The 24736-nt window shown below is 69.7% G+C and carries 21 protein-coding genes, 1 tRNA gene and 1 other RNA gene; 14 read left to right on the top strand and 9 right to left on the bottom strand.

Annotation, left to right across the window (positions count from 1 at the left end):
• Position 1: 1 nt before the first annotated feature.
• Positions 2-1306, top strand: a complete 1305-nt coding sequence (locus AB0K11_RS24100; protein WP_364982944.1) for an acetyl-CoA hydrolase/transferase C-terminal domain-containing protein — start codon at positions 2-4, stop codon at positions 1304-1306.
• The gene (gene hpnE / locus AB0K11_RS24105) at positions 1299-2657 is read left to right on the top strand and encodes a hydroxysqualene dehydroxylase HpnE (protein ID WP_364982947.1); all 1359 of its coding nucleotides are present in this window, start codon (positions 1299-1301) and stop codon (positions 2655-2657) included. Before AB0K11_RS24100 ends, hpnE begins: the two co-directional genes overlap by 8 nt.
• Here the strand turns inward: hpnE and AB0K11_RS24110 are convergent.
• Genes AB0K11_RS24110 through AB0K11_RS24120 form a run of 3 tightly spaced genes read right to left on the bottom strand, consistent with a single transcriptional unit; the run spans position 2644 to position 5746 of the window.
• Positions 2644-3411 carry an amino acid ABC transporter ATP-binding protein gene (locus tag AB0K11_RS24110; RefSeq protein ID WP_364982950.1) on the bottom strand — a complete coding sequence of 256 codons (768 nt, stop codon included), beginning with the start codon at positions 3409-3411 and terminating at the stop codon, positions 2644-2646. The genes hpnE and AB0K11_RS24110 overlap by 14 nt on opposite strands.
• Positions 3408-4862 (bottom strand): ABC transporter permease subunit, encoded by a 1455-nt coding sequence (locus tag AB0K11_RS24115; RefSeq protein ID WP_364982953.1) that lies wholly within the window; start codon positions 4860-4862, stop codon positions 3408-3410. The genes AB0K11_RS24110 and AB0K11_RS24115 overlap by 4 nt, the downstream gene beginning before the upstream one ends.
• Before the next feature lie 59 nt (positions 4863-4921).
• Positions 4922-5746, bottom strand: coding sequence for a hypothetical protein (locus tag AB0K11_RS24120; RefSeq protein ID WP_364982956.1), 825 nt, complete (start codon positions 5744-5746; stop codon positions 4922-4924).
• Between the two features lie 589 nt (positions 5747-6335).
• Here AB0K11_RS24120 and AB0K11_RS24125 point away from each other — a divergent pair.
• Positions 6336-7463, top strand: a complete 1128-nt coding sequence (locus AB0K11_RS24125; protein ID WP_364982959.1) for an FHA domain-containing protein — start codon at positions 6336-6338, stop codon at positions 7461-7463.
• A gap of 9 nt (positions 7464-7472) precedes the next feature.
• Here the strand turns inward: AB0K11_RS24125 and gluQRS are convergent, their stop codons facing one another.
• On the bottom strand, positions 7473-8354 hold the full coding sequence (gluQRS, locus tag AB0K11_RS24130) for a tRNA glutamyl-Q(34) synthetase GluQRS (protein ID WP_364982962.1): 882 nt from the start codon (positions 8352-8354) through the stop codon (positions 7473-7475).
• Positions 8355-8408: 54 nt separating this feature from the next.
• On the opposite strand from gluQRS, the gene AB0K11_RS24135 reads away from it, so the two are divergent.
• Positions 8409-9722 (top strand): HNH endonuclease, encoded by a 1314-nt coding sequence (locus tag AB0K11_RS24135; RefSeq protein ID WP_364982965.1) that lies wholly within the window; start codon positions 8409-8411, stop codon positions 9720-9722.
• Here AB0K11_RS24135 and AB0K11_RS24140 read toward each other — a convergent pair.
• On the bottom strand, positions 9649-10740 hold the full coding sequence (locus tag AB0K11_RS24140) for an ATP-dependent DNA ligase (protein WP_364982968.1): 1092 nt from the start codon (positions 10738-10740) through the stop codon (positions 9649-9651). The two genes, AB0K11_RS24135 and AB0K11_RS24140, sit on opposite strands and share 74 nt — an antisense overlap.
• An 87-nt stretch (positions 10741-10827) precedes the next feature.
• Here AB0K11_RS24140 and AB0K11_RS24145 point away from each other — a divergent pair, with 87 nt between their 5' ends.
• Genes AB0K11_RS24145 through AB0K11_RS24170 form a run of 6 tightly spaced genes read left to right on the top strand, consistent with a single transcriptional unit; the run spans position 10828 to position 17448 of the window.
• Positions 10828-11424 carry a TetR/AcrR family transcriptional regulator gene (locus tag AB0K11_RS24145; protein ID WP_364982971.1) on the top strand — a complete coding sequence of 199 codons (597 nt, stop codon included), beginning with the start codon at positions 10828-10830 and terminating at the stop codon, positions 11422-11424.
• A complete protein-coding gene (locus tag AB0K11_RS24150; protein ID WP_364982974.1) occupies positions 11421-12629 on the top strand; it encodes a cytochrome P450 in 1209 nt (402 codons plus the stop codon). Before AB0K11_RS24145 ends, AB0K11_RS24150 begins: the two co-directional genes overlap by 4 nt.
• Before the next feature lie 52 nt (positions 12630-12681).
• Entirely contained in the window at positions 12682-13734 is a 1053-nt protein-coding gene (locus tag AB0K11_RS24155; protein ID WP_364982977.1) for an ATP-dependent DNA ligase, read from the top strand.
• Complete coding sequence (gene ligD, locus AB0K11_RS24160; protein WP_364982980.1) at positions 13734-14783, top strand: non-homologous end-joining DNA ligase; 1050 nt, start codon at positions 13734-13736, stop codon at positions 14781-14783. The genes AB0K11_RS24155 and ligD overlap by 1 nt, the downstream gene beginning before the upstream one ends.
• A gap of 10 nt (positions 14784-14793) precedes the next feature.
• Positions 14794-15300, top strand: coding sequence for a hypothetical protein (locus tag AB0K11_RS24165; protein WP_364982983.1), 507 nt, complete (start codon positions 14794-14796; stop codon positions 15298-15300).
• A 45-nt stretch (positions 15301-15345) separates the two neighbouring features.
• On the top strand, positions 15346-17448 hold the full coding sequence (locus tag AB0K11_RS24170) for a DNA/RNA non-specific endonuclease (RefSeq protein WP_364982986.1): 2103 nt from the start codon (positions 15346-15348) through the stop codon (positions 17446-17448).
• A 6-nt stretch (positions 17449-17454) separates the two neighbouring features.
• On the opposite strand, the gene AB0K11_RS24175 is transcribed toward AB0K11_RS24170, so the two are convergent.
• Complete coding sequence (locus AB0K11_RS24175; RefSeq protein ID WP_364982989.1) at positions 17455-18519, bottom strand: dihydrodipicolinate reductase; 1065 nt, start codon at positions 18517-18519, stop codon at positions 17455-17457.
• Positions 18520-18597: 78 nt separating this feature from the next.
• Here AB0K11_RS24175 and AB0K11_RS24180 point away from each other — a divergent pair, with 78 nt between their 5' ends.
• A complete protein-coding gene (locus AB0K11_RS24180; protein ID WP_364982992.1) occupies positions 18598-19284 on the top strand; it encodes a TetR/AcrR family transcriptional regulator C-terminal domain-containing protein in 687 nt (228 codons plus the stop codon).
• Here the strand turns inward: AB0K11_RS24180 and AB0K11_RS24185 are convergent.
• The 3 genes from AB0K11_RS24185 to AB0K11_RS24195 all read right to left on the bottom strand — a co-directional run bounded on the left by AB0K11_RS24185 (position 19271) and on the right by AB0K11_RS24195 (position 21345).
• Positions 19271-20296: a S1C family serine protease gene (locus AB0K11_RS24185; protein ID WP_364982995.1), complete on the bottom strand. Its 1026-nt coding sequence runs from the start codon at positions 20294-20296 to the stop codon at positions 19271-19273. The two genes, AB0K11_RS24180 and AB0K11_RS24185, sit on opposite strands and share 14 nt — an antisense overlap.
• An 84-nt stretch (positions 20297-20380) precedes the next feature.
• Positions 20381-21187, bottom strand: a complete 807-nt coding sequence (locus AB0K11_RS24190; RefSeq protein WP_364982998.1) for a hypothetical protein — start codon at positions 21185-21187, stop codon at positions 20381-20383.
• A gap of 72 nt (positions 21188-21259) precedes the next feature.
• Positions 21260-21345: transfer RNA gene (locus tag AB0K11_RS24195), tRNA-Ser, on the bottom strand.
• A 58-nt stretch (positions 21346-21403) separates the two neighbouring features.
• Here AB0K11_RS24195 and ffs point away from each other — a divergent pair.
• The 3 genes from ffs (at position 21404) to AB0K11_RS24210 (ending at position 24729) form a co-directional block, all read left to right on the top strand.
• Positions 21404-21500, top strand: an RNA gene (gene ffs, locus AB0K11_RS24200) — signal recognition particle sRNA small type.
• Between the two features lie 28 nt (positions 21501-21528).
• Positions 21529-22803 carry an aminotransferase class I/II-fold pyridoxal phosphate-dependent enzyme gene (locus AB0K11_RS24205; protein ID WP_364983001.1) on the top strand — a complete coding sequence of 425 codons (1275 nt, stop codon included), beginning with the start codon at positions 21529-21531 and terminating at the stop codon, positions 22801-22803.
• Positions 22804-22842: 39 nt separating this feature from the next.
• Entirely contained in the window at positions 22843-24729 is a 1887-nt protein-coding gene (locus tag AB0K11_RS24210; protein ID WP_364983004.1) for a DNA polymerase III subunits gamma/tau, read from the top strand.
• The last annotated feature ends 7 nt before the right edge of the window (positions 24730-24736 follow it).

A 24736-nucleotide genomic window follows, 5' to 3' on the forward strand; every position in this document is an offset into this window, starting at 1 on the left:
CATGCCCCAAGAGCTCACCGCCGAGCAGGCCGCCGCCCGACTGACTCCCGCCGACACCTTGGGGATCCCGCTCGGTCCCGGCCAGCCGCCGGCGTTCCTGCGCGCGCTGGGAGAGCGCGAGGACTGGACGGATCTGCGCGTGTTCGGCGCGTTGCTCGCTGTGATGACCGACCTCTTCTCTCGGCCGGGCGTGGTGTACCGGTCGGGGTTCTACGGTCCGCTGGAACGGGCCCTGCTCGGCATGGGCGCCCGCGTGGAGTTCGCGCCCGCGGACTTCCGCCGCTTCGGGCCGCTGCTCGAGCGTCAGTGCCCGAGGGTGATGACGACGGTCGCGGCGCCACCGGACGGCGACGGCTGGTGCTCGCTCTCGCTGCACGCGGGCGGGACGATCGACGAGCTGCGGCGCGCGGGCGCCGATCCCGACCGGCTGCTCGTCGTCGAGGCATCGGAGGCGTACCCCCGGACTTTCGGGCTGGGTGAGAAGTACCGCCACGCACTGCACGTCGATGAGATCGACATCCTGGTGACCTCGACCGATGCACCGCTCGCGCTGCCCGGAGGCGACGCGCCGCCGTCCGAGGCGGACAAGGAGATCGCGCGCCACGCGGTCGCCTACATCGAGGCGGGGGCGACCCTGCAGGTGGGGATCGGCTCCATCCCCAATCAGATCGCGACGGTCCTCGCCGAAGGCGACGGCGAGGACTACGGACTGCACAGCGAGATGTTCACCGACGGCTGTATGCGGCTGCACCAGGCGGGCAAGATCAGCAACGCGCGCAAGGGGCAGTACGACGGCGTGAGTGTCACGACGTTCGCGTTCGGCTCGCCCGACCTCTACGAGTGGCTCGACGGCAACACCGACGTCGCATTCCTGCCGGTCGAGATCGTCAACTCACCGGAGGTGATCGCCGGCAACCAGCGCATGATCTCCATCAACGGCGCATTGGCCATCGACCTGCACGGCCAGGTGGTCGCCGACACCATCAACGGTGGCCAGTTCAGCGGCATCGGCGGCGCCGAGGACTTCGTCGCGGGCGCAGGCCTCGAAGTCTCGGACCGCTCGCTGATCTGCCTGCCCGCGACATACGAGAAGGACGGCGAGATCCAGTCGCGCATCGTGCCGAGCTTCGACGCCGGAGCGGTCATCACCACACCGCGCCACCAGGTCGACGTGATCATCACCGAGTACGGCGCCGCGGAACTGGAGGGCTTGACCGTCAAGGAGCGCGGCCAGGCCCTGGCGGCGATCGCCCACCCGCGGTTCCGCGACGAGCTGCTGGCGGCGACGGAGGGTACGAGTGCCTGACGACGCGCGCCGCTTCGTCGTCATCGGGGGCGGCCTCGCCGGCCTGGCCTCCGCGGTGTGGCTGGCCGAGGCGGGCAGGGACGTCACCCTGCTCGAACGCCGCGGCCAACTCGGTGGGCGCACGCACGCCATGCGCGCCGACCTGGTCGACGACGTGCCGGACAACGGTCAGCACGTCGTCGCGAGCGGGTACCAGAATCTGTGGCGCTACCTCACCAGCGTCGGCACCCGTCAGTACATCGAGTTCCCGAAGCGCTCGACCCTGCGTTGGCCCGACGGCCGCAAGACCACGGTGCAGACCAGCGGAATCGGCGCGCTGCGAACACTGTTCGGTGTGCACCCCGACGCCGGTGTGCTCGACCGGCTGCGTGCCGCCCGTGCCACCGTCCGCCTCGGCATCCAGGCGCTGCGCCAACCCGCGGACCTCGCCGACCTCACCACCGAGCAGTGGTTCGAGCGGGTCGGCATGCCTGCCACTGCACGAGAAGCGCTGTGGGACTGGCTCGCTCTCGGCATCGCGGCCGAACCGGTGTCGCGGGAGTCGGCCCGGGTGTTCGCCAACGTCCTGGCCACCGGCATCCGCCTCGGCATCCGGCACCGCGTGCCGGTCACCATCGGCTATCCCACAGTCGACCTGGGCACCCTCTACATCTCGGGCGCCGTCAAGCTGTTCGAGGAGCGTGGCGTCGCGGTGCGCTACCGCACCGTCGCCAGGCGCGTCGTCATCGAGGACGGCGCCGTCACCGGCGTGCTGCTGGCGGACGGCACCACCGTCGCGGCCGACGCGGTGATCTGCGCGGTGCCCAACTCGGCGATCGGCGGCCTGCTCGACGACCTGCCCGAGCACCCCGAGATCTACGCGGCCGCAGACAAACTGGGGTACACCCCGATCGTCAGCACCAATCTCTACCTCGACCGCCCGCTGGGCACCGAATCCGCGTTCGAGGGGCTGATCGGCGGCACCGGGGTCGTCGACGAGGTGTTCGACCGGCAGATCATGCACGGCAGGCGCACCGACCGGGCGTGGCTGTACTGCCTGACCACCAGCGGCGCCTACGAGCAGATCCACAAGAGCAACGACGAGATCGTCGAGGAGCAACTGGCACTGCTGCGTCGCTACTACCCTGCGGCCACGGATGCGAAAGTCGTTCAGGCGCAGGTGGTCAAGATGCCGAAGGCGACGTTCTCACAGGTGGTCGGCACCGACGCGCTCCGCCCGCCGCAGCGCACCTCGGTGCCCTCGCTCGCGCTCGCCGGTGACTGGACCGCCACCGACTGGTCGGCGACCATGGAGAGTGCGGTGCAGAGCGCGGCGCGCGCCGTCGACCTGGTGCTCTCTACAGAGGGTTGAGGATCCGGTCCAGGAACTGGCGGGTGCGCTCCTCTTTCGGATTGCCGATCACCTCGTCGGGCGTGCCCTGCTCGAGGATGATGCCCTGGTCGGTGAAGAGCACCTGCTGGGAAACCTGCCGGGCGAACTGGATCTCGTGCGTGACGATCACCAGAGTCCAGCCCTCGACGGCCAAATCCTTGATCACCGAAAGCACCTCACCGACGAGCTCCGGATCGAGCGCGGAGGTCGGTTCGTCGAACAGCACCAGTTTCGGCTTGAGCGCCAGCGCCCTGGCGATGCCGACGCGCTGCTGCTGGCCACCCGAGAGCTGGAAGGGGTACTGATCGCGTTTGTCGGCGAGACCCACCTGGCCGAGCAGCTCGACCGCCTCGGCCTCGACCTCGTCCCGCGGCCGCTTCTGGACGATCAGCGGACCCTCGGTGACGTTCTGCAACACCGTCTTGTGCGGAAACAGGTTGTGACTCTGGAACACGAAGCCGCTGCGCGACTGGAACCGGCGCACCTCGGGTTTGGGCACCGGGGTGGAGAAGTCGATCTCGACGTCGTCGACCCGGATCACCCCGGCATCGGCTCGATCGAGCGCGTTGAGCGTGCGCAACAGCGTGGTCTTGCCCGACCCCGACGGGCCGATGATCGCGGTCGCCGTGCCCCGCTCGACGGTGAACGAGACACCGTTGAGGACATTGTTCTCGCCGAAGGCCTTGTACACACCCTTGGCGACGACGCGGTAGTCAATCTCGGATTCGGTCATCGTGCGATGAACCTTTCCAGTCGGCGTTCGTAGCGGTTCTGGGCGAACGACAGCGCCAGGCAGATCACCCAGTAGTACAGCGCCGCGGTGCCGTACAGGGCGAAGAACTCGAAGGTCGGCGCCGCAACGTTCTGCGCGGTCCGGAAGAGTTCGGTCACCGTGATCACCGACGCCAGCGACGTGTCCTTCACCAGCGAGATCAGGGTGTTGGACAGCGGCGGAACGGCGACTCGGGTGGCCTGCGGAAGGATGATCCGCCGAAGCGCGCCGGTGTAGTTGAAGCCGATGGTCTCGGCGGCCTCCCACTGGCCCTTGGGGATGCTCTGGATGGCCGCGCGGATGATCTCCGCCGCGTAGCCGCCGACGTTGAGGCTGAAGGCGATCACCGCCGCGGGGAACGGGTCGATCTTCACGCCGATCTGCGGCAGCGCGAAGAACACGATGAACAGCTGCACCAGCAGCGGCGTGCCGCGGATGATCGAGATGTAGAACCGCGACACCCCTGCCAGCAGCCAGTTCGACGACAGCCGGCCCAGCGCCACGACAAGGGCGATGACGAGACCGATGGCGAAGCTGATGATCGTCAACGGGATCGTCATGGTGAGCGCGGCCTTGGCCAGCGGCCAGAGGTTGTCGGCGATCAACCGCCACGTGCTCTGTGGCGGCGGCTTGGACAGGTCGATGGTGAGGTACTTCTGCGACAGCTCCGAGAGCTTGCCCTCGGCGCGCAGTTCGTTGAGGGCACGGTTCAGTTCGGGCAGCAGGCCGCTGTTCTTGCGGGCGGCGAAGGCCTGCTCACTCGTCTCGCCCGTGTTTCCGGCGACCTTGATCGGAGCGTCGGGACGTTCGGACAGGTAGGCCTGCACGCTGAGGGTGTCGTTGACGACGGCGTCCACCCGGCCGTCGTTGAGCACGGCCATCGCCTGGGCGAACCCGTCGACGGAGACGATCTGCGCGCCCGCCTGCCGTGCCACGTCGGCCCAGTTGCTGGTCGGGCTCTGCGCGGTCCGCTTGCCCTTCAGATCGGCCAGCGACGTGATGGAGTTATCGTCGGCGCGGGTGACGATCACGCCCTCGGCGGTCGAATACGGTTCGGAGAGATCGTATTTGGCCTCCCGCTCCGGCGTGATGGTCACCTCGTTGGCGACGATGTCGAAGCGGTCGGCTTCCAGGGCGGCGAAGATGGAGTCCCACGACGTCTCGACGAACTCGACGCGCACCCCCAGCTTGTCGCCGACGGCGCGCGCGACGTCCACGTCGTAACCGGCGAGCTGGCCGCCCTGTGCGGGATCGTGGAACGAGTAGGGCGGGTAGATGCCCTCGGTGCCGACCCGCAGGACCCCCTCGGCGGCGATCGGTTCGTCGCTCTGGTTCTCCGAGGACCCGCACGCCGACAGCACCAGCGCGGCGAGCAGGAGCACCGGAAGGAGGGCTCTTCGTAGGGAGTGCACCGGCGGACGCTAGCAAGCCGGCGGCACCATAAGAAGAGTTCTGCTCACGTCGTCATCGATCAGTGCGGCACGAGATCGAAGCGGATCGTGCCGTCGATGGGGATGACTGTCACAGGATCGCGGCCTTTTTTCCAGTAAGCGGAAACGATCGCGTAATCGCGGCTCGTGCGGAACAGCAGTCGGAGTCCTGAGTACTGGTAGCGGTAGCGGCCTTCTGAGGCCAGTTCGTCGAACTGAATTTCCGGGCCGGTGATCGTCAAGCGCTTCTCGCTCAGGAGTATGAAGTCGGTGCTTGTCGGCGAGCGCAGGGTGTCTGCCTTTTCATTCGCCGCTCGTTCTCCGTCGTGCGCCGCGTAGAGGCTCGTCAGCCACAACACTCCGGCGAGCACGAACGCACCCAGCGTCAGGGACCACAGGCGGTCAGTAATGCTCGGGGCAGAGTCGCCCTGCCTGAACAGGCGGCGGGCCACCAGCACCGCAGCCGTCAGCACCAGAATCGCTACAGGCAGGGGATATCCCCGTGAGTAATGCGCCGTGGAGAGCCATGAGATTCCGTTAAGTACGACGGCCGCGGCCGCGGCAATCACAAACGTCGTGCCTATTGCCGTGGCGCGGTACCACTCGGGACGATCGCGGATGCGGTCGATCGCTGCGTCAACATGGCGTGCTCCGGTGAGTAGGACGAGCACCGTCAATGCGCACAGGACCACAGGCGGGATCGCCGTACTGAGGCTGCTGACAACGTAGTCGGTCGTGGACAAGCCGAGTGTGCCGGCATCAATGCCGAACCAACCGCACAGCGCGGCTGTACGCACCCGGCCGAAGTAGTAGAGGAGTGCGGCAATGAGCGCGGCCTGAGAAGCGACCATCGAGAACACCGTCACAACGGCGGGCGTAAGTACAACGCCCGGAACAGCTGGGTTGCGCCGAGGAGGCGCTTCAGGGTTCATCGGCCGGAGTGGGAGTCGGAACCGTGACCGTTGGATTGCTTGTAGTAGGCGCCGACGTCGTCTCCGATGTTTGAGTCAGCGTCGGAAGAATCGTCGCAGTCGTGGTGGTAGTTACCGTTGAGACCGACGCAGTCGGAGGACGCGGTTCGCCCGTTCGAGACCATGTGGTGGTCGAGGTTGACGCGCCCGTCGTCGTCGTTGTCGGCGGTGGCGGCGGATCTTCTTGCGAGCACGCCACCGCGGCCACCGACAACACCGCTCCGACGACCACCACCGCCGCCTGCGTGTAGTGCACATGTGCTGACATGGCCGGACTCCCCACTGACGCCGCCTGATCGGGACGTCTTGACGCTATGGTCGGGTCGGCGGTGTGGCGCGAGTAGTCAGCTACCCGAATGCTGCCGCCACGGGGGAGGACGATGGGCGCGACTCGACGCGGCGCCCAGCAATTCCCGTGCATAATCACTGATATCGGTGATCGATCACCATCGGCACAGACAGCGGCGAGAAGAAGCGGGAGGAAATGGCCTACGCAGGCATCGACCCTCCGGTCGCCAGCGAACCCGGGCGCGAGCCTCCTGAGCTCACCATCCTGTGCGCCGACCACGCTCCGCACACCATCCGCGCCAGCGCGGGCGCCATCACCGTCGGCCGCGATCTGCCCGCCCACATCCGCATCGTCGACCAGCGGGTGTCACGCACGCACCTCCTCATCGAGCCCGCCGGCGGAGCCTGGACAGTCACCGACGCCCACAGCACCAACGGCACCTTCCTCGACGGCGAACGGATCGACGGCCGGGTCGCCGTGACCGACGGCCTCACAGTGCGGATCGGCCATCCCGACGGCATCGCCGTCACGTTCACACTCGCGGAGTCCGGCGGAGCCGGGCACAAACCGCCGACGTCGCCGCAGAACCGGCACGGCGAGCGGGAGAACGACACCGACGAGATCGATCCGCGCACCGCCGTCGCGGGCGCAGCGGTCAGGGCCCGGCGCGAAGAACTCGGCTTCTCCCGTCAGGACCTCGAGGACGACGGTGTGATCGCCAGGACCGACCTCGCCGAGTTCGAACGCGGCGCCGTGTGGCCCGCCGAGGGTGCGCGGGCCAGGATCGAGAAGGCGCTGAAGTGGCCGGTGGGCACCCTCGACCGGGTCCACTCGGGGGGAACCGTTCCGGACGAACCCGACGAGACAACCGAATTCATCACCGAGAGTGTGCGAATCGCGGTGCTCGTCGACTCCTACGAGCTGACGCTGAGTGCGATCAAGGCCAGGGCGGCGGCTCTGTCGCTCGTCTCGTCGGCGACGTTCGACGACGACGCGGCACTGCTGGCTGACCTGCGCAGGCTCGAGGCGTCCGTCGGCGCCACCATCCGCGGCACCAAGGAGACGTCGGCGCTGGTGCTGGTCCTCAGCGCCGTGCGGCGCACCTACAACGAGCTGGTCTCGCGCGCCGCAGGTGCGCCCGAGGCGCCGCTGAGCGTGCGGCTGTACGCCGCCCGCCGCGAGGCCGAGCTCACTCCGGAGGAGACGGCCACCGCCGCGGGGGTGGACGCGCAGGTGGTGACCGACGCCGAGGCCGACCGCGAGATCAGCGCCGTCGCCGTCGCCGCGCTGGAGGCGTTCCTCGCCGAGCTGACCGGCCGCTGAGCGGATCCGCTACCCGGGCAGGTAGATCCACGGCTCGCGGGGCAGCGCCGCCGGATCGAACCGGCTCGCCAGCTCGCTGAGTGTGGCTGCCGGCCGGCCGAGGGAGTCGGCGATCTGGGCGACCGCCCGATCGACACCGATCTCGGAGAGGGTGACCGCGCCGTCGCGTTTCGCCAGCCTGGCGCCGTCGGCGTTGAGGACGAGCGGCACGTGGGCGTACGTGGGTTCGGGATGGCCGAGGAGCCGGGCGAGGTAAGCCTGCCGGGGCGAGGACGCCAGCAGGTCGTCGCCGCGGACGATCTGGTCGACGTCCTGGGCGGCGTCGTCGACGACCACCGCGAGGTTGTAGGCGGGCACGCCGTCGCCGCGCCGGACCACGAAGTCGTCGACGACGCCGGTGTATTCGCCGTGCAGCAGGTCGGTGACGGTGTAGGTGTGCACGTCGGTGCGCAGCCGCAGCGCGGGCGGCCGGCCGGTCTCTTCGCGGCGGCGGCTGCGTTGCGCGGCTGTCAACTCCCGGCAGGTGCCCGGATAGGCGCCCTCCGGCGCGTGAGGTGCCCTTGGGGCCTGCGCGATGTCTCTTCTGCTGCAATAGCATTCGTAGATGCGGTCGGCGTCGGTCAGCCGGTCGACCACGGCGTCGTATCGGTCGCGGTGCTCCGACTGCCACTCCGCGGGGCCGTCCCAGGTGAGCCCGATCGCCGCGAGGTCGGCGAGTTGCCGCTGCGCCACGTCGGATCGGGTGCGGTCGTCGAGGTCCTCCACCCGCATCAGGAAGCGCCTGCCGGTGGAGCGGGCGAACAGCCAAGCGAGCACTGCGGTGCGCAGGTTGCCGATGTGCAGATCGGCCGACGGGCTCGGCGCGAACCGGCCCGCGGGGGTGCGGGTCACGACCGCAATCTAGCCGGAACCGGCGTGTCGGTGGGCGCCGGTATGATCGCACACATGTTCGAGGAGTTGTCGGCGGTGCCGTTCGGGGCTGACGAAGCCCGGCTGCATGCCCGGTTGGCGGAGTTGGAGACGGCCAAGGCTGCCTGCGCCGCCGGGCAGGCCCGGGTCGCCGCTGAACTCGATGCGATGCGCCGCGCGCGCGAAGCCGCCCAGGGGGTGCCGGCGTCGAAGCGGGGTCGGGGGTTGGCCGGGGAGATCGCGTTGGCCCGACGGGCGTCGCCGAATCAGGGTGGGCGGCATCTGGGTTTCGCCCGGGCGTTGGTCAATGAGATGCCGTGCACGTTGGCGGCGTTGGAGTGTGGGGTGCTCACCGAGTGGCGGGCGACGCTGATCGTGCGGGAGTCGGCGTGCCTGTCGGTCGAGCACCGCAAGCAGTTGGACGCCGAGATGTGCGGCGAGATGGCTGCATTGGAGGGCCTGGGAGACGGCCGGATCGAGGCCGAGGCGAAGAAGATCGCCTACCGGTTGGATGCGCAGGCGGTGGTCGACCGCGCCGCGAAGGCGGTCACCGAGCGGACCGTGACGGTTCGGCCCGCCCCCGATGTGATGGCGTACGTGAGTGCGCTGCTGCCGATGGCCCAGGGGGTTGCGGTGTACGCCGCGCTCAAGAATGCGGCCGACACCACCTTCGATGACCGCAGCCGCGGGCAGGTGATGGCTGACACCCTCTATGAGCGGGTGACCGGTCGCAGCGCAGCGACACCGGTGCCGGTGACCGTGGATCTGGTGATGTCGGATCGGGCGCTGCTGGGTGGGGATGGCGAGCCGGCGCATCTGCAGGGGTATGGGCCGGTCCCGGCGCAGATCGCGCGGCAGATGGTGGCTGATGCCGCGGGTGCGGGTGTGGCGGCGTTGCGCCGGCTCTATGCGCGGCCGGCGTCGGGGGCGTTGGTGGCGATGGAGTCGCGGTCGCGGTGTTTCCCGAAAGCCCTGGCGAGGTTCATCGATCTGCGTGATCAGCGGTGCCGCACCCCGTATTGCGATGCCCCGATCCGCCACCACGACCACGCCCACCCGCATCACCGGGGTGGGGCGACGAGCGCGGTCAACGCCCTGGGGGACTGTGCGCGGTGCAACTACGACAAGGAGGCCCCGGGCTGGCAGGTCAGCACCGGCGAGGTCGACGGCGTGCACACCGCCGATTTCGTCACCCCCAGCGGGGGCCGCTACCGCTCCACCGCACCCTCGGCGCCGGGGAAACTCGACATCCTGGTCAAGCACCCGCACCAGCGGATCACCTGCGGCGCGGCGCTACTGAAGAACCGACTGCACCCAGACCCGGGACGATATCGCCCACGTCGAACGTGACCGGCCGCTCCAGCTGGTCATAGGTACACGATCGCGGCTCCCGGTCCGGGCGCCAGCGGTTGAACTGCGCGGTGTGCCGAAAACGCCGGCCCTCCATGTGGTCGTAGCGGACTTCGACCACGCGCTCGGGGCGCAGCGGCACGAACGACAGATCCTTGCCCGAGTTCCAGCGTGAGCCGGCGTTGCGCTGTGGGCCGGCCTCCATGTGGGCGGCCCAGTTCCACGGATGGCCGTCGAAACTCGTTACCAGGGACTGCATTTCGGTGAACAGTGTCCTTCGGGTGGCCATGGGGAAGGCGCCGATGACGCCGACGGACGCGAGGACACCGGCGTCGTCGTAGAGCCCGAGCATCAGGGACCCGATCGCGTCGTCGCCCGACTTGTGCAGCCGGTATCCCGCCACCACACAGTCCGCGGTGCGCTGATGCTTGATCTTGAACATCACCCGCTTGTCGGGCTGATACGTCCCGTCCGGCGGTTTGGCGATCACCCCGTCCAGGCCGGCGCCCTCGAAGTCGTCGAACCACCGCTGCGCCGTCGAGAGGTCGGTGGTGACCGGCGTGACGTGGATCGACGGGCCCGATCCGGCGAGGGCGTCGACGAGCGCGGCACGGCGCTCACGGAACGGCCGCCCGGTGTAGTCGGTGTCGCCGAGCGCGAGCAGGTCGAAGGCGATGAACGACGCCGGCGTGGTGTCGGCGAGCATCCGCACCCGCGACGCGGCGGGGTGCACGCGCAGCTGCAGCGCCTCGAAGTCGAGGCCCGCGCCGGTGGCGATGACGATCTCACCGTCGATCACGCACCGCTGCGGCAGTTCGGCCGTGGCCGCCGCGACGAGTTCGGGGAAGTACCGCGTCATCGGCCGTTCGTTGCGGCTGCCGAACTCGACGGCGTCGCCGTCGCGGAAACAGATCGACCGGAAGCCGTCCCACTTGGGCTCGTACATCGCATCGGGCGGGATCGCCGGCACCGACTTCGCGAGCATCGGCCGCACCGGCGGCAGGACGGGCAGCTGCATCCGACCATTCTCGCCGTCGCCGAGTCGCGGTCGCACAACATTTACGAGACGCTTGATTTCCGGAACTCACCGGTTCAGTATTACGGGATGCCGGGAACCGCGACGATGAGCCCGCCGACCGAGCGCAGAGCACGTCGAGGGCGCCCCCGAGACGACCGATTGGACGCGCTGATCGTGGACGCGACCGTCGCCGAGGTCGCGGCCAAGGGCTGGGGCGGCGCGACCATCGAGGGAATCGCCACCCGCGCGGGCGTCGGCCGCGGCTCGATCTACCGCCGCTGGCGCAGCAAGAACGAGCTCGTCCAATTCGTCGCGGTGTCCATCACGGCGCCATCGGATTCGGTGGACACCGGATCCTTCGTCGACGACCTGTTCGCCGCCATGCTGCCGATCGCCGACATGCTCACCCAGCCCGAACTCGCCGCGCTGCTGCCTGCGCTGCTCGCGGAAGCCACCAACGACGAGTCGATCCGATCGATCGTGCGCACCTTCGCCGGCCGATGCCGCCAGCCGGTGCTCGACGCGGTCGAGCGGGCACGCCGGCGCGGCGACGTACCGGATGCGACCGACGCCGACGCACTCGTCGACATGCTCGCCGGCGGCCTCGTGTACCGGCGCCTCCTGCTCGGGGAGGCGGCCGACGAAGCGGCGGTCCGCGCACTCATCCGGCAGGTCGTGTCATGACCGAGATCACCGAGATCGACCTCACCGACCCGCAGCTGTACACGGCGGGCTTCCCGCACGACGTCTTCACCGAACTGCGCCGACGCGGCCCGGTGCACCGCCACCTCGCCGTCGAGGGCCGCCCCGCGATCCCGTCGATCCCGTTCTGGTCGATCGTCACCCACCACGAGATCCAGCAGGTCAACCGCGACTGGAAGACCTTCGAGGCCGCCGGCGGCCCGATGATGGCGGCCGACCCGCTGCTGTCCGCGGGCCGGACCCTGGTGTCGATGGATCCGCCCGACCAGGCCGAGATGCGCCGGATCATCACCTCGGAGTTCACCCCGCGCATGATCGGCAGGCTCGAGCAGCGCATCGCCACCCGGACCGCGGACATCCTCGCCGCAGCGGCGGGCGGCACCTGCGACTTCGTCCGCGACATCGCCTACCAAGTGCCGATGCACCTCATCGCCGACATTGTGGGCATCCCCGAGACCGACCGGCCGTGGGTGTTCGAGCGGGTCGACCACCTGCTCAAGTCGGGCAACCCCTACAACGGCTACACCGACGAGGAACGGCTCGGATTCCAGGTCGAGCTCTTCGAGTACGCGCAGCGGCTCACCGCCGACAAGCGGGCCAACCCGACCGATGACGTCTGGACAAAGCTGGCCGGACAGCTCGACGGTTTCGAACTCGAGATGTTCTTCCTCATCCTGGCCATCGCCGGCAGCGAGACCACCCGCAACGCGCTGGCGCAGGGGCTCATGGAGCTGCTCGACGATCCCGCGCAGCTCGCCGAGCTGCGGGCGAACCCCGACCTCTGCGCCACCGCCGCCGACGAAGCCATCCGCTGGTCCAGCCCGGTGATCTTCTTCGGGCGCACCGCCACCGTGGACGTGACCGTCGGTGGCCAGGACGTGCGGGCGGGCGACCGCGTGCTGCTCTGGTACCCGTCGGGCAACCGGGACGAGTCCGTCTTCGACGACCCCTTCCGGTTCGACGTGCACCGCTTCCCCAACCCGCACGTGTCCTTCGGCGGGGGCGGTGTGCACTACTGCCTCGGCGCCAACCTCGCCCGCAAGGAGGTGCAGGTGGTGTTCGCGGCCATCGCGGCCGGCTATGACGTCGAGCTCGCCGGTCCTGGGGTGTGGTCCGGCGGCGGCCCGGTCCACAACGTGGGTATCGGCATCGACTCGCTGCCGATCCGGATCACCCCACGCCGCTGATCCCGCCCCGTCGTGTCGATGACATTGCCCGGCGCATGCGGTCTGCACGACTATGGGAACCGTGCAGCTACCCGTTCAGCCCCCCATCGAGCCGATGCTGGCCAAGGCGCAGGCCAAGGTGCCGGCCGACGCGGGCGTGTGGTCCTACGAGCCGAAGTGGGACGGCTTCCGCGCCGTCGTGTTCCGCGACGGTGACGAGATCCTCCTGCAGTCGCGCACGGGCAAGGACCTCGGCCGGTACTTCCCCGAATTGGCGGTGGCGCTGCGCGACGAAGTAGCCGAGCGGTGCGTGCTCGACGGCGAGATCGTGGTGCCCCGCGAGATCGCAGGCCGGATCCGGCTGGATTGGGAATCGCTGTCGCAGCGCATCCATCCGGCGGCGTCACGGGTGAAGCTGCTGGCCGAGCAGACCCCGGCGCACTTCATCGGATTCGACGCCCTCGCCGTCGGCGACACACTGCTCACCAAGGAGCCCTTCCGCGTTCGCAGACAGGCGCTGGCCGACGCGGTGCACGAGAAGCAGTGGTGCCACGTCACCCGCACCACCGAGGACCCGCAGACCGGCGAGCAGTGGCTCGACACCTTCGAGGGCGCCGGACTCGACGGCGTGATCGCCAAACGGCTCGACGGTCAGTACCTGCCCGGCAAGCGGGAGATGGTCAAGGTCAAACACGCCCGTGACGCAGACTGTGTCGCAATGGGATACCGCATCCACAAGAGTGGCGAAGGCGTCGGATCGGTGCTGCTGGGCCTGTACCGTGACGACGGCGAACTGCAGATGGTCGGCGGCGCAGCGTCGTTCAGCACCAAGGACCGCATCCGGATGCTGGCCGAGCTGGAACCACTGCGGGAAGGCGACGACGTGCGCGAGGGCGATCCGAGCCGGTGGAACTCCGCCGCCGACAAGCGCTGGATCCCGGTCCGGCCGGAGCGGGTGTGCGAGGTGCACTACGACCAGATGGAAGGCAACGGCGAGGCCGGCCAACGCTTCCGGCACGCGGTGAAGTTCGTCCGCTGGCGGCCCGACCGCGACCCGCGCAGCTGCACCTTCGACCAGCTCGACGCGCCGCTCACCTACGACCTCTACGACGTACTGGAGTCCTGATGCCCACTCCCGCAGAGGAAGTCGACGTCGACGGCGTCAAGGTCCGGCTGACCAACCGCGACAAGCCGTACTTCCCGAAGCTCGGATCTAAGGGCACCAAGGGCACGCTGTTCGACTATTACCGTGCGGTCGCCGGTCCGATGGTCGCCGTCCTGCGGGACCGGCCGACCCATCTGCAGAGATTTCCCGACGGCATCGACGGCGAGGAGATCTACCAGAAGCGGGTGCCGCAGAAGCATCCCGACTATCTCGAGACGTGCACCGTCACCTTCCCGTCGGGCCGCACGGCAGACGCGCTGAAGGTCACCCACCCGTCGGCCATCGCCTGGGCCGCGCAGATGGGCACCGTCACCCTGCACCCGTGGCAGGTGCGCTGCCCGGACACCGAGCACCCCGACGAACTGCGCATCGACCTCGACCCACAGCCGGGCACCGGCTTCAAGGAGGCCGGCGCGATCGCCGTCGGCGTCCTGAAACCGCTGCTCGACGAACTCGGCCTCACCGCCTACCCCAAGACGTCCGGCGGCCGCGGCGTGCACATCTTCCTGCGCATCGAGAACAACTGGGACTTCGTCGCCGTCCGCCGCGCAGGCATCGCGCTGGCGCGCGAGGTGGAACGACGCGCACCCGACGACGTCACCACGTCCTGGTGGAAGGAGGACCGCGGCGAGCGGGTGTTCATCGACTACAACCAGAACGCGCGCGACCGGACGTTCGCCTCGGCGTACTCGGCGCGCAAGACCCCCATCGCCACCGTCTCGACGCCGTTGACCTGGGACGAACTGGCCGACGCCGATCCCGACGACTACACGATCGCCACGGTGCCCGACTTCGTGGCGGGCAGGCCCGACCCGTGGGCGGGCATCGACGACACGGCGCACTCACTGCAGAAGCTCCTCGACATGGTGGCCGCCGACGAGGACCGCGGCCTCGGTGACCTGCCCTACCCGCCGAGCTACCCGAAGATGCCGGGCGAACCGCCACGGGTGCAGCCGAGCAAGAAGGTCGCCGCGAACTGGGACGAGCACGGCAACCGGGTGACCGAGTGACGGCCCGCCGATGGGAATGAGCGCCTGGGCCGACACCATCCGCAGGGGCGCGGCGGGCGCCGCGCTGGTCGCCATCGTGGTGGGCGGCGTCGGGGTCGGAACCTACCTCCTGTTCGCCTCCGACGACCTGGCCGACGCCCCCGCCGCGCCGCGGACCACGATGGCATCGGTCGCCCCGCCGGTGCCCGCGGCCAATGAGTTCACCGTCGGCGTCACGGTGACCGGGCGGAATTGCGCGCGGCCCGACGAGTGCGTCTACACCTACACGATCGAGCCGAAGTACGTCGGCGTGCGACCGCTGCCCGAGCAGGAGCTGCAGGTGCACTACCGGGTGAGCGGTGGGCGCGAACCCCAGGACGGCACCTTCACCGTGCAGGGCCGCGAGGCGCGGTACATGAAGGACGTCACGGTGGCCGGACCGGCCGGGGCGACGCTGACGGCCGCCGTCCTCGAGGTGGTGAAGAGCCCGGTGTACGGACCCACCGTCGGCTCTCAGCCGACATCAGGGGTGAGGTAGCGCACTACCCTGTTCGCTTCCGCCCGGTGCGCACAGGCTCACATCGTGGACAAACTGGACAGGTTGCGCACGGTCATCGGGCAGCTGGCCCCCGATGACACACCGGAGACGTTCCATGAGGGCGTCACGCCGAATCTCGCCGGCACACTGAGCGATCCGAGGGGCGCGGACGCCGTCGACCGGCTGGCGCACCGCCAGGATCTGGGGCCCGACGGCGAGTTCGCCCTCGAGGCGATCGTGCTGCCCGAACTACGGCCGGCCATCGACGTCGTCGACGGGGACTTCACCATCGAGGACCCGCTCTGGCAGCACCTCGACACCGATCCTGCGCTGCACGCGGCGATCAGGTCGACCCTGTCGTCGATCGGGCGGGTCGACCTGCCCGGCCACCCGTCGCTGCCCTACGGCGGCACCGCCTTCGTCGCGGGCGAAGGCCTACTGATGACGAATCGCCATGTGGCCGAGCTGTTCACGTCCGGCCTCGGAATCCGCGACCTGCGCTTCCTGCCCGGCATGAGCCCGGACGTCGACTTCGCTCACGAGGCGGGCAGCGACGCCTCGATCGTCCTCGACATCCTCGGCGTCGCGATGATCCACCCCTACTGGGACATGGCGCTGCTGCGGGTCGACGGGCTGGCCGCGCGGCATCCGGTGCTGCAGCTGTCACTCGACGACCCGGCCGACCTCGTCGACCGGGAGATCGCCTGCGTCGGCTATCCGGCGTTCGACCCGCGCAACGACGCAGCGGTGCAGCACAAGGTGTTCCGCGGTGTCTACAACGTCAAGCGACTGCAGCCGGGGAAGATCAGGGGCCGCGCGCCGACCACCAGCTTCGGCAAGCGTGTCGACGTCGGCACCCACGACAGCTCGACGCTCGGCGGCAACTCCGGTTCGGCGGTCATCGACGTGCGCACCGGACACGTGCTGGCACTGCATTTCGCCGGCGTCTACCTCAAGGAGAACTACGCGGTGCCGGCCTGCGACCTCGCCGATGACCGGCGGGTGGTGGACAGCGGGGTGTCCTTCGCAGGCCGGCCCGCGCCGTCGGCCGGTGAGTGGGACACCTGGTGGCAGCAGACCGGCGCCGAGGCGCCCGCACCGGCGCCGACCGCCGTGCCCGAACAGTTGACCGTCCGCTACGACATCCCCATCGAGGTCACGGTGCGGATCGCCGGCGCGCCGGTGGCCGTGTCCGCACCAGTGCCCGCCGACCCGGTCGCCACCGAGGCGATGGTGGCACCACACCACGACACCGACTACAGCAACCGGACCGGTTACGACAGTGCGTTTCTCGACGGTCTCGAGCTGCCGCCGCCCGCAGCCACCGACCCCACGACGGTCGTCACCATGCAGGACGGCACGCCCTACATTCCCTACCACCACTTCTCGATCGTGATGGACAAGCGCCGCAGGCTGGCCGCATTCACCGCGTGCAACGCCGACTTCTCGCCTGCCGCCAAGGAACCCGAGCCGGGGGACTACTCCCGCAAGGGGCTCTCGGGGCTGGGCCGCAACGACATCGAGTTGTGGTTCGTCGACCCGCGGGTGCCGGCCGAATTCCAGCTCACGGACCGGTTCTTCACCAAGGACCGCGGTGCCTTCGACCGCGGGCACGTGGTGCGGCGCGAGGACGCCGCATGGGGGTCGAGCTACCAGGGGGTGCGCGACGCCAACGGCGACACCTTCCACATCACCAACTGCACACCGCAGGTCGCGGGGTTCAACCAGGCCAGGGCGAAGAACTGGGGCGCACTGGAGAACCTGATCGCCAAGCAGGCGGGCGCCGGCCGGGTATCGGTGTTCGCCGGTCCGGTGCTCGCCGCCGACGACCCGGTCTTCCTCGGGGAAGGCCCGAACGGTCCGGTGCGCGTGCAGATCCCGGTGCGGTACTGGAAGGTGGTCGCCGCGGCCACCGACGGGAAGCTGACCGCGTACGCCTTCCTCCTCGAGCAGGACCTGTCGGATGTGCCACTCGAACTGGCGATCCCGGACGTGTGGCGCGAGCTGATGGTCCCGGTGAAGAGCCTCGAGCGCGAACTCGGCGGCGTCAGCTTCCCGGCCCAGCTCAAGAAGGCCGACCAGTCGGGCACCGCCCGCGGTGCTGCGCTGCGGGCGGCGACCGGAATCGAGCTGGCCGGGCCGGGCTGAGACCGGTCAGGCCGTCGGCACCACCCCGCGCGGCAGATTCAGCGGCAGGTCGTTGTAGGTGGCGATGCCCGGCGCCGCGGACACGACGGCCGCGATCGCGTGGATCGGCGGCATCGCGGTCATGATGTGGCCGAGCACGAAGAAGTCCTCGATCGACTTCGCGTTCTCGATCATGTCCTGCGGCGGCATGAATCCCACCTGCATGTTGACCGTGGGCCTGCCCTCGATGGTGATCTTCCAGCCGTCCGCATCGAGCTGCCAGTCAGGCTCGAGGGTCTGACCCTTTTTCCACCGGACGTTGATGTCCACGACGGTCCTGCCGCCGGCGATGCCCTGCCAGCTGGCGGCGACACCCGCCACGTGACCGGCCGGGATGGTCCATGATGCCATCACCAGATCCTCAGTGGTCTGGGCATATTCGGGCACGCACGTGATCTCGTCCAGCTCGACGCCGATCGCGTCGGCGACCAGTTGCACCGCCTCGGCGAACACCGCCGTGCCGGCGGCGGCCATCGGCTGCAGGTTCGGATCGTCGATCGCGGTGCCGAAGCCGGTGGGGCGCTCTGTGTCCGGGGAGTCGTAGAGCGTGGTGTCGGCGGACTCGGCGATGATGATCTTGTCGACCCGGTCGCAGGCGGTGGCCGCCACGATCGCGAGCAGTTCGGCGAAGCCGGGGCTGACGCCGGAACCGAACAGCGTCGAACCGCCCTTCTGGCAGGCTGCTTCGAGCTTGTCGCGGCCGTCGCCGAGATTGCGTCCGGTGATGAACGACGCGGAGGCCACCACGTTGACACCGGCCTCGAGGATGCCTGCGAGCTCGTCGACGTCGATCCACATCGGGTTGTACACCACGACGTCGGGCTTGAGCGCGAGCAGTTCCCCGACGTCGTTGGTTGCGGTGACGCCGAGCGGTTCGATCCCGCAGAGCTCGCCGACGTCGCGGCCCGCCTTGTCGGCCGACCAGGCGTAGCAGCCGACGAGTTCGAGGTGCGGGTTGCGTGCGATCGCGGCGACCGAGCTTTTCCCGACGTTTCCAGTCGTCCACTGGACGACGCGATAGGTGTTGGGCACTCGCTCAGATTAGGGCGCACAGCCGCGTTCTGCGGCGTTTTTTACCGACCGGCGAAAAATACTACGTAGGCTGCCGGTGTGAGCAGCGACGTCGACCCGGCGGACGCGCCCCGGCCGCGGGGCCGCCCGGCCCGCCTCGACCGCGAGCAGATCGTCGCGGCCGCGCGGGCGGCGGGCCGCGGGCTGACCATGCAGGGGGTGGCCGACGCGCTCGGCGTGAGCCGCAAGGCGCTGCACTACTACGTCGGCGACCGGCAGGGCCTGCTGACCCTGGTGGTGCTCGACCGGTTCGAGTCGGAGCTGCGCCGTGTGGAGCTGCCCGAGGACGGCGACTGGCGCGTGGTGCTGCGGTCGTATGCGTTCGCGTTCCGGGACGGCTTGATTCAGGTCGGCGTCCAGATGAGCAGCGCGGTCGACCATTCGCCGTTCTACGGCGTCGGTGCCACCGCCGTGCTCGCGCTGGCCGAACGTGTGCTCGACGCGATGCTGACCGCCGGGTTCGGCGTCGACGACGCGCGCCGGGGCGTCACCGCCGTGGCCAACATCGCCCAGGCGGCCGCGCAGGAGGCCACCCAGACGTCGGTGCACGACCGGCATGAGGCGCAGACCCGCGCGGCGCTGCTACGCGCAGCGGACACGGACTACCCGGCACTGCGCAGGGTGCTGGCCTCGGCGTCGGCATCCGACGACGGCCAGTTCGGGTTCGAACTCGACCTGGCGATCGCCGGACTCGAGCGGCTGCTGGGAGGGGTCAGCCCGCGGTGAGGGCCGCCTTGCCGGTGCGTTCCTGACCGCCGGCGTCGATCCAGGTCAGATCGACCACGTCGCCCGGGTAGTGCCGGTCGAGGACGAAGGTCAGCTCGGTCGCGGTGCCGATCGGGGTGCCGTCGATCGTGGTGAGCACGTCACCGTCGAGCAAGCCGGCCTGTTCGGCCGGGCCGCCGCGCAGCACCTCCTGGATGATCACGCCGGGGCCGCTGCGCGGGGCGGTGCGCACACCGACGCCCAGCAGTGACGGCGGGCCGATGTGGATGTCCTCGGCGGGCGCCAGGGTGCGGATCCGGTTGGCGATGCCGAGCGCGTCGTTGATCGGGATCGCGAACCCCTTTCCGCCGGGTCCGAGCTGATAGTTCACCGACGCTGCGGTGGTGATGCCCACGACCTGCCCCGCGCCGTTGACCACCGGCCCACCGGAGTCGCCGGCACGCACCGGCGCCGCGAACTCGATCAGCCCGTTCAGCTCGTCCGAGCTGCCGGTCAGTGCGTCCTCGGCCTCGACCGTGCGGCCGAATGCGGTGACCGTTCCGACCTCGCGGGTCAGGGGTGCGTCGCTGCCGTCGGCGTTGCCGAGCGCCACCACCGGTTCGCCCGGCACCAGGGCCGACGAGTCGCCGATCGGCGCCGCGGGTAGCCCGCCTGCGCCGAGGAGCTGAAGGACGGCGATGTCCTGGCCGCGGTTGTACCCGACCAGCTGGGCCGGGTAGGAACGGCCCGCCACGTCGGCACTGATCCGGTCGGCACCCTGGACCACGTGGTAGTTGGTCAGCACCTGACCGCCCGGGTCGAGGATGATGCCCGTCCCGGTTCCGAAGACGTTCTGGTAGTCGATCTCCGTGTTCAGCCGCACCACGGCGGGCTCCACCTGTGCCGACGCCGCCACCGGATCGGCAGGGGCGGCCATCGACGTACCGGCGAACGCCGGTGCGACCAGCGCCAGGACGGCGGCCAGCACGGTCAGGATCGTCAGCGGTCGTCGACGCAGCGGGGGAACGGCCATGTGGTCCATAGTGGCGGTCAAATACCCAGGCTGTCGAAGAACCAACCTCGCCCACGGCGCGGACACGGGGTCGTCAGACTTCGGTCAGTCCTCGACCGCGACGCCGCCGCGCAGCCGACGCCGACGGGTTCCCGACGGCCGCCGGTTGCGCAACCGGCCGCCGGCACCGGCGTCCTGGTCGCCGGCCGGCTGGTCGGATGCCTGGTCAGCGGCGCCTTCGAGGGTTTTCTCCTCGGCGTCGGACTCCGCGAGTTCCTCGGCTGTGACCTCGGCCGGCTGGTCGGCCGCGGGTTCCTCGGCCGTCTCGTCGGCGACGGTGTCGTCGGCGTCCACGGTGTCTTCTGTGTCCTCGGTCTCAACGGCCTCGGCGTCAGTGTCCTCGGCGTCAGTGTCCTCGGCGTCGGCCTTCTTGCGGCCGCGCCTGTTGACCGAGGTCTTCTTCGGCTTCAGCGGTTTCGGCGGCGGCGGGGGCAGCTCGGCGACGAAGGCCAGGTGGAAGGTGAGGACGCCGAGCACGGCGATGGCGGCGGCCGCGCCGTAGATCCCGAACAGCCACGTCCCGGCGGAGTCGAGGTCCAGCCAGATCTCGCTGACGGCCGCGCCGATGATGAGCAGGCCGGCCAGCAGGTGCAGCACGGTCGACCAGGTGCGCAGGCTCAGCGCCAGCTGCGGCGTCTGGAACTCCGGGCGGCGGGTGCGCTGCAGGGTGAACACCACCGGGAGCGCGGCGAGGCCGATGAGCGCGCCCGCCACGATGCGCACCACAGTGCCCAGCGTGTGGGACGTCTCGCCCATCAGCTCGTACCAGCGGGGAAGAACGAAGAAGAAGTAGAGGATCGCAGCGATCACTGAGAACGATGCATGCCACGTCACCGCGACCGAGCGCCGCATACTCCTCCTCGAGTTCTCTGGTCACGGGGTGTGACCGGTTCGTTTGTGCCGGTCACACCCCGGGACCGAGTGCGGAGGATAGGGGATTTGAACCCCTGAGGGCTGTTAACCCAACCCGCGTTCCAGGCGAGCGCCATAGGCCACTAGGCGAATCCTCCGCGGGCCATGGTAGCCGACCGGGCTGGTGCTCCGGTTCCGGCGCGGGTATTACACTCAGGTCGGACCCCGCGCGGCGTCCATCCTGTGAACTCCCCCAGGGCCGGAAGGCAGCAAGGGTCAACGGGCTCTGGCGGGTGCGCGGGGTCCCCTTGGTTCTCGATCATGTCGGTGAAAGGCTCGCGGTGTCGTTCCAGTCCCTCGGCCGCGACGAACTGGCCGCCCAGCACGACCTGCAGCAGCGCAATTACGCCGAGCTGCAGGCCAAGAAGCTGCAACTGGACCTCACCCGCGGCAAGCCGTCTCCGGCCCAGCTCGACCTGTCCAACGAGTTGTTGAGCCTGCCCGCCGGGGACTACCGCGACGGGGACGGCACCGACACCCGCAACTACGGCGGCCTGCACGGGTTGCCCGAGCTGCGCGCCATCTTCGGCGAACTGCTGGGCATCCCGGTGCCGAACCTGATCGCAGGCAACAACGCCAGCCTGGAGTTCATGCACGACGCGGTGGTGTTCTCGCTGCTGCACGGCACCGTCGACTCGCCGCGTCCCTGGAAGGACGAGCCGCAGGTCAAATTCCTGTGCCCCGCGCCGGGCTACGACCGGCACTTCGCGATCACCGAGAGCCTCGGCATCGAGATGATCACCGTGCCGATGCGTGAGGACGGCCCCGACGTCGACCTCATCGAGGAGCTCGTCGCCGCCGACCCGGCGATCAAGGGCATGTGGTGCGTGCCGGTGTTCGCCAACCCCACCGGTGTCACATACTCCTGGGAGACCGTCCGTCGGCTCGTTCAGATGCGCACGGCGGCAAGCGATTTCCGGTTGTTCTGGGACAACGCCTACGCGGTGCACACGCTCACCCGCGACTTCCTGCGGCAGGTCGACGTGCTGGGGCTGGCCGCCGCGGCGGGCAACCAGAACCGGCCGCTGGTGTTCGCCTCGACGTCGAAGATCACCTTCGCCGGCGCCGGGGTCAGCTTCTTCGGCGGCTCGCTGGGCAACATCGCCTGGTACCTGCAGTACGCGGGCAAGAAGTCGATCGGTCCCGACAAGGTCAACCAGCTGCGGCACCTGCGGTTCTTCGGCGACGCCGACGGCGTCCGGCTGCAGATGCAGCGCCACCAGGAGCTGCTGGCGCCGAAGTTCGCCCTGGTCGCCGAGATCCTCGAGGATCGCCTCGGCGAATCGAAGATCGCGTCCTGGACCGATCCCAAGGGCGGCTACTTCGTCAGCCTCGACGTCTGGCCGGGCACCGCACGGCGCACGGTCGCGCTCGCCAAGGACGCGGGCATCGCCGTCACCGAGGCGGGCGCGTCGTTCCCGTACCGAAAAGATCCCGACGACAGGAACATTCGCATCGCGCCGACGTTTCCGGCGCTGCCGGATCTGCGTGAGGCGATCGACGGCCTGGCCACCTGTGCGCTGCTCGCGGCGACCGAGTCGATGCTCGCAACCTAGCGTGCACAGTCGTCACACCGCGTCGGTAGCCTGCTGAGCGTGGCGCTCTACCGCAAGTACCGACCGGCGACCTTCGCGGAGGTGGTGGGTCAGGAGCACGTCACCGAACCCCTGTCGACCGCGCTGTCGGCGGGCCGCATCAACCACGCCTACCTGTTCTCGGGTCCGCGCGGCTGCGGCAAGACGTCGTCGGCGCGCATCCTGGCCCGCTCGCTGAACTGCGTGCAGGGGCCGACGCCCACCCCGTGCGGGGTGTGCGACTCGTGTGTGGCGCTGGCGCCCAACGGACCCGGCAGCGTCGACGTGGTGGAGCTCGACGCGGCCAGCCACGGCGGCGTGGACGACACCCGCGAACTGCGTGACCGTGCCTTCTACGCGCCGGCGCACTCCCGGTACCGCATCTTCATCGTCGACGAAGCGCACATGGTCACCACCGCGGGCTTCAACGCGCTGCTCAAGATCGTCGAGGAGCCACCGGACCACCTGATCTTCGTGTTCGCGACCACCGAACCGGAGAAGGTGCTGCCCACCATCCGCTCGCGGACGCACCACTATCCCTTCCGGCTGCTCGCCCCGAAGACGATGCGGACGCTGCTCGAACGGATCTGCGGCCAGGAGGGCGTGCAGGTCGACGACGTGGTCTATCCGCTGGTCATCCGCGCCGGCGGCGGTTCACCGCGGGACACGCTGTCGGTGCTCGACCAGTTGCTCGCCGGGGCCGAGGGCAACCACGTGCAGTACGCCCGGGCGCTCGCGCTGCTCGGCGCCACCGACGTCGCGCTCATCGACGACGCCGTCGACGCGCTGGCCGCCGGTGACGCCGCCGCGCTGTTCGGCGCCGTCGAGGCCGTGATCGACGCCGGCCACGACCCGCGCCGGTTCGCCACCGACCTGCTCGAACGTTTTCGCGACCTGATCGTGCTGCAGGCGGTGCCCGACGCCGCCGCCCGCGGGGTGGTCGACGCGCCCGGCGACGTGCTGGAGCGCATGCGTGAGCAGGCCGAACGGCTGGGCACCGCGACGCTGACCCGGTTCGCCGAGGTGGTGCACGCCGGCCTCGGTGAGATGCGCGGTGCGACGGCGCCCCGGCTGCTGCTCGAGGTGGTGTGTGCGCGGCTGCTGCTGCCGTCGGCGAGCGACACCGAGTCGGCGCTGCTGCAGCGGGTGGAGCGCATCGAGATGCGGCTGGACATGTCGATCCCGGCGGGGGAGGCGGCACCTGCCGCGGCGAGTGCCGCGGCCGCGGCGCCGTCGCGACAGTTCGCCCGCAGGAGTGCGGCGCCGCCGGCGGCCACACCCGCGCCCACGCCGACGCCGACCCCCGTGCCCACGCCGGCACCCGTGCCCGAGCCGGAGCCCACGCCCGAGCCGGTGTCGTTGCCCAAGCCCCCGCCGGAGGCTCCGCCCGCGTCACCCCAGCCGCTGCGGCCGCCCGCCGACCCGGTGGTCGAGGCGCCGCCGGTGGCGGTGCCCGGTGAGCCGAACGCCGCCGCGGTCCGGTCGATGTGGCCGACCGTCCGGGAGAAGGTCCGCCAGCGCAGCCGCACCATCGACGTGATGCTGGCCGGCGCCATCGTGCGGACCATCGAGAAGGACACCCTGGTGCTCACCCACGAGTCGGCGCCGCTGGCGAAACGGCTTGTCGAGCAACGCAACTCCGACGTCATTCGCGACGCGCTCAAGGATGCGCTCGGGGTGGACTGGAAGATCCGGTGCGAGGTGGGAGCGCCGTCGGAGGCTCCCGCGGCCGCGTCAGCGTCGGGTCAGATCGCCGCGACCGATCCGGTCAAGGCGGCGCAGCGCGAAGAGGACGACATGCTGTCCGAGGCGGTGCACGAAGAAGCCGGACCGCGTCGCGACCCCGAAGAGGCCGCCCTGGAACTCCTGCAGAGCGAGTTGGGCGCCCGCCGCATCGACGGGGCGTGAAGCCGAG

The organism is Mycobacterium sp. NPDC050551 (genome assembly GCF_040674075.1).
GTDB lineage: Bacteria > Actinomycetota > Actinomycetes > Mycobacteriales > Mycobacteriaceae > Mycobacterium.

Bases quoted from the DNA above. Each gene is read 5' to 3' on its own strand.
- AB0K11_RS24150 (WP_364982974.1), top strand. From the start codon at position 11,421: ATGACCGAGATCACCGAGATCGACCTCACCGACCCGCAGCTGTACACG.
- AB0K11_RS24145 (WP_364982971.1), top strand. From the start codon at position 10,828: ATGCCGGGAACCGCGACGATGAGCCCGCCGACCGAGCGCAGAGCACGT.
- AB0K11_RS24110 (WP_364982950.1), bottom strand. From the start codon at position 3,411: ATGACCGAATCCGAGATTGACTACCGCGTCGTCGCCAAGGGTGTGTAC.
- AB0K11_RS24135 (WP_364982965.1), top strand. From the start codon at position 8,409: ATGTTCGAGGAGTTGTCGGCGGTGCCGTTCGGGGCTGACGAAGCCCGG.
- AB0K11_RS24185 (WP_364982995.1), bottom strand. From the start codon at position 20,296: ATGGCCGTTCCCCCGCTGCGTCGACGACCGCTGACGATCCTGACCGTG.
- AB0K11_RS24155 (WP_364982977.1), top strand. From the start codon at position 12,682: ATGGGAACCGTGCAGCTACCCGTTCAGCCCCCCATCGAGCCGATGCTG.
- ligD (WP_364982980.1), top strand. From the start codon at position 13,734: ATGCCCACTCCCGCAGAGGAAGTCGACGTCGACGGCGTCAAGGTCCGG.
- AB0K11_RS24140 (WP_364982968.1), bottom strand. From the start codon at position 10,740: ATGCAGCTGCCCGTCCTGCCGCCGGTGCGGCCGATGCTCGCGAAGTCG.
- AB0K11_RS24190 (WP_364982998.1), bottom strand. From the start codon at position 21,187: ATGCGGCGCTCGGTCGCGGTGACGTGGCATGCATCGTTCTCAGTGATC.
- AB0K11_RS24165 (WP_364982983.1), top strand. From the start codon at position 14,794: ATGGGAATGAGCGCCTGGGCCGACACCATCCGCAGGGGCGCGGCGGGC.
- AB0K11_RS24125 (WP_364982959.1), top strand. From the start codon at position 6,336: ATGGCCTACGCAGGCATCGACCCTCCGGTCGCCAGCGAACCCGGGCGC.
- AB0K11_RS24100 (WP_364982944.1), top strand. From the start codon at position 2: ATGCCCCAAGAGCTCACCGCCGAGCAGGCCGCCGCCCGACTGACTCCC.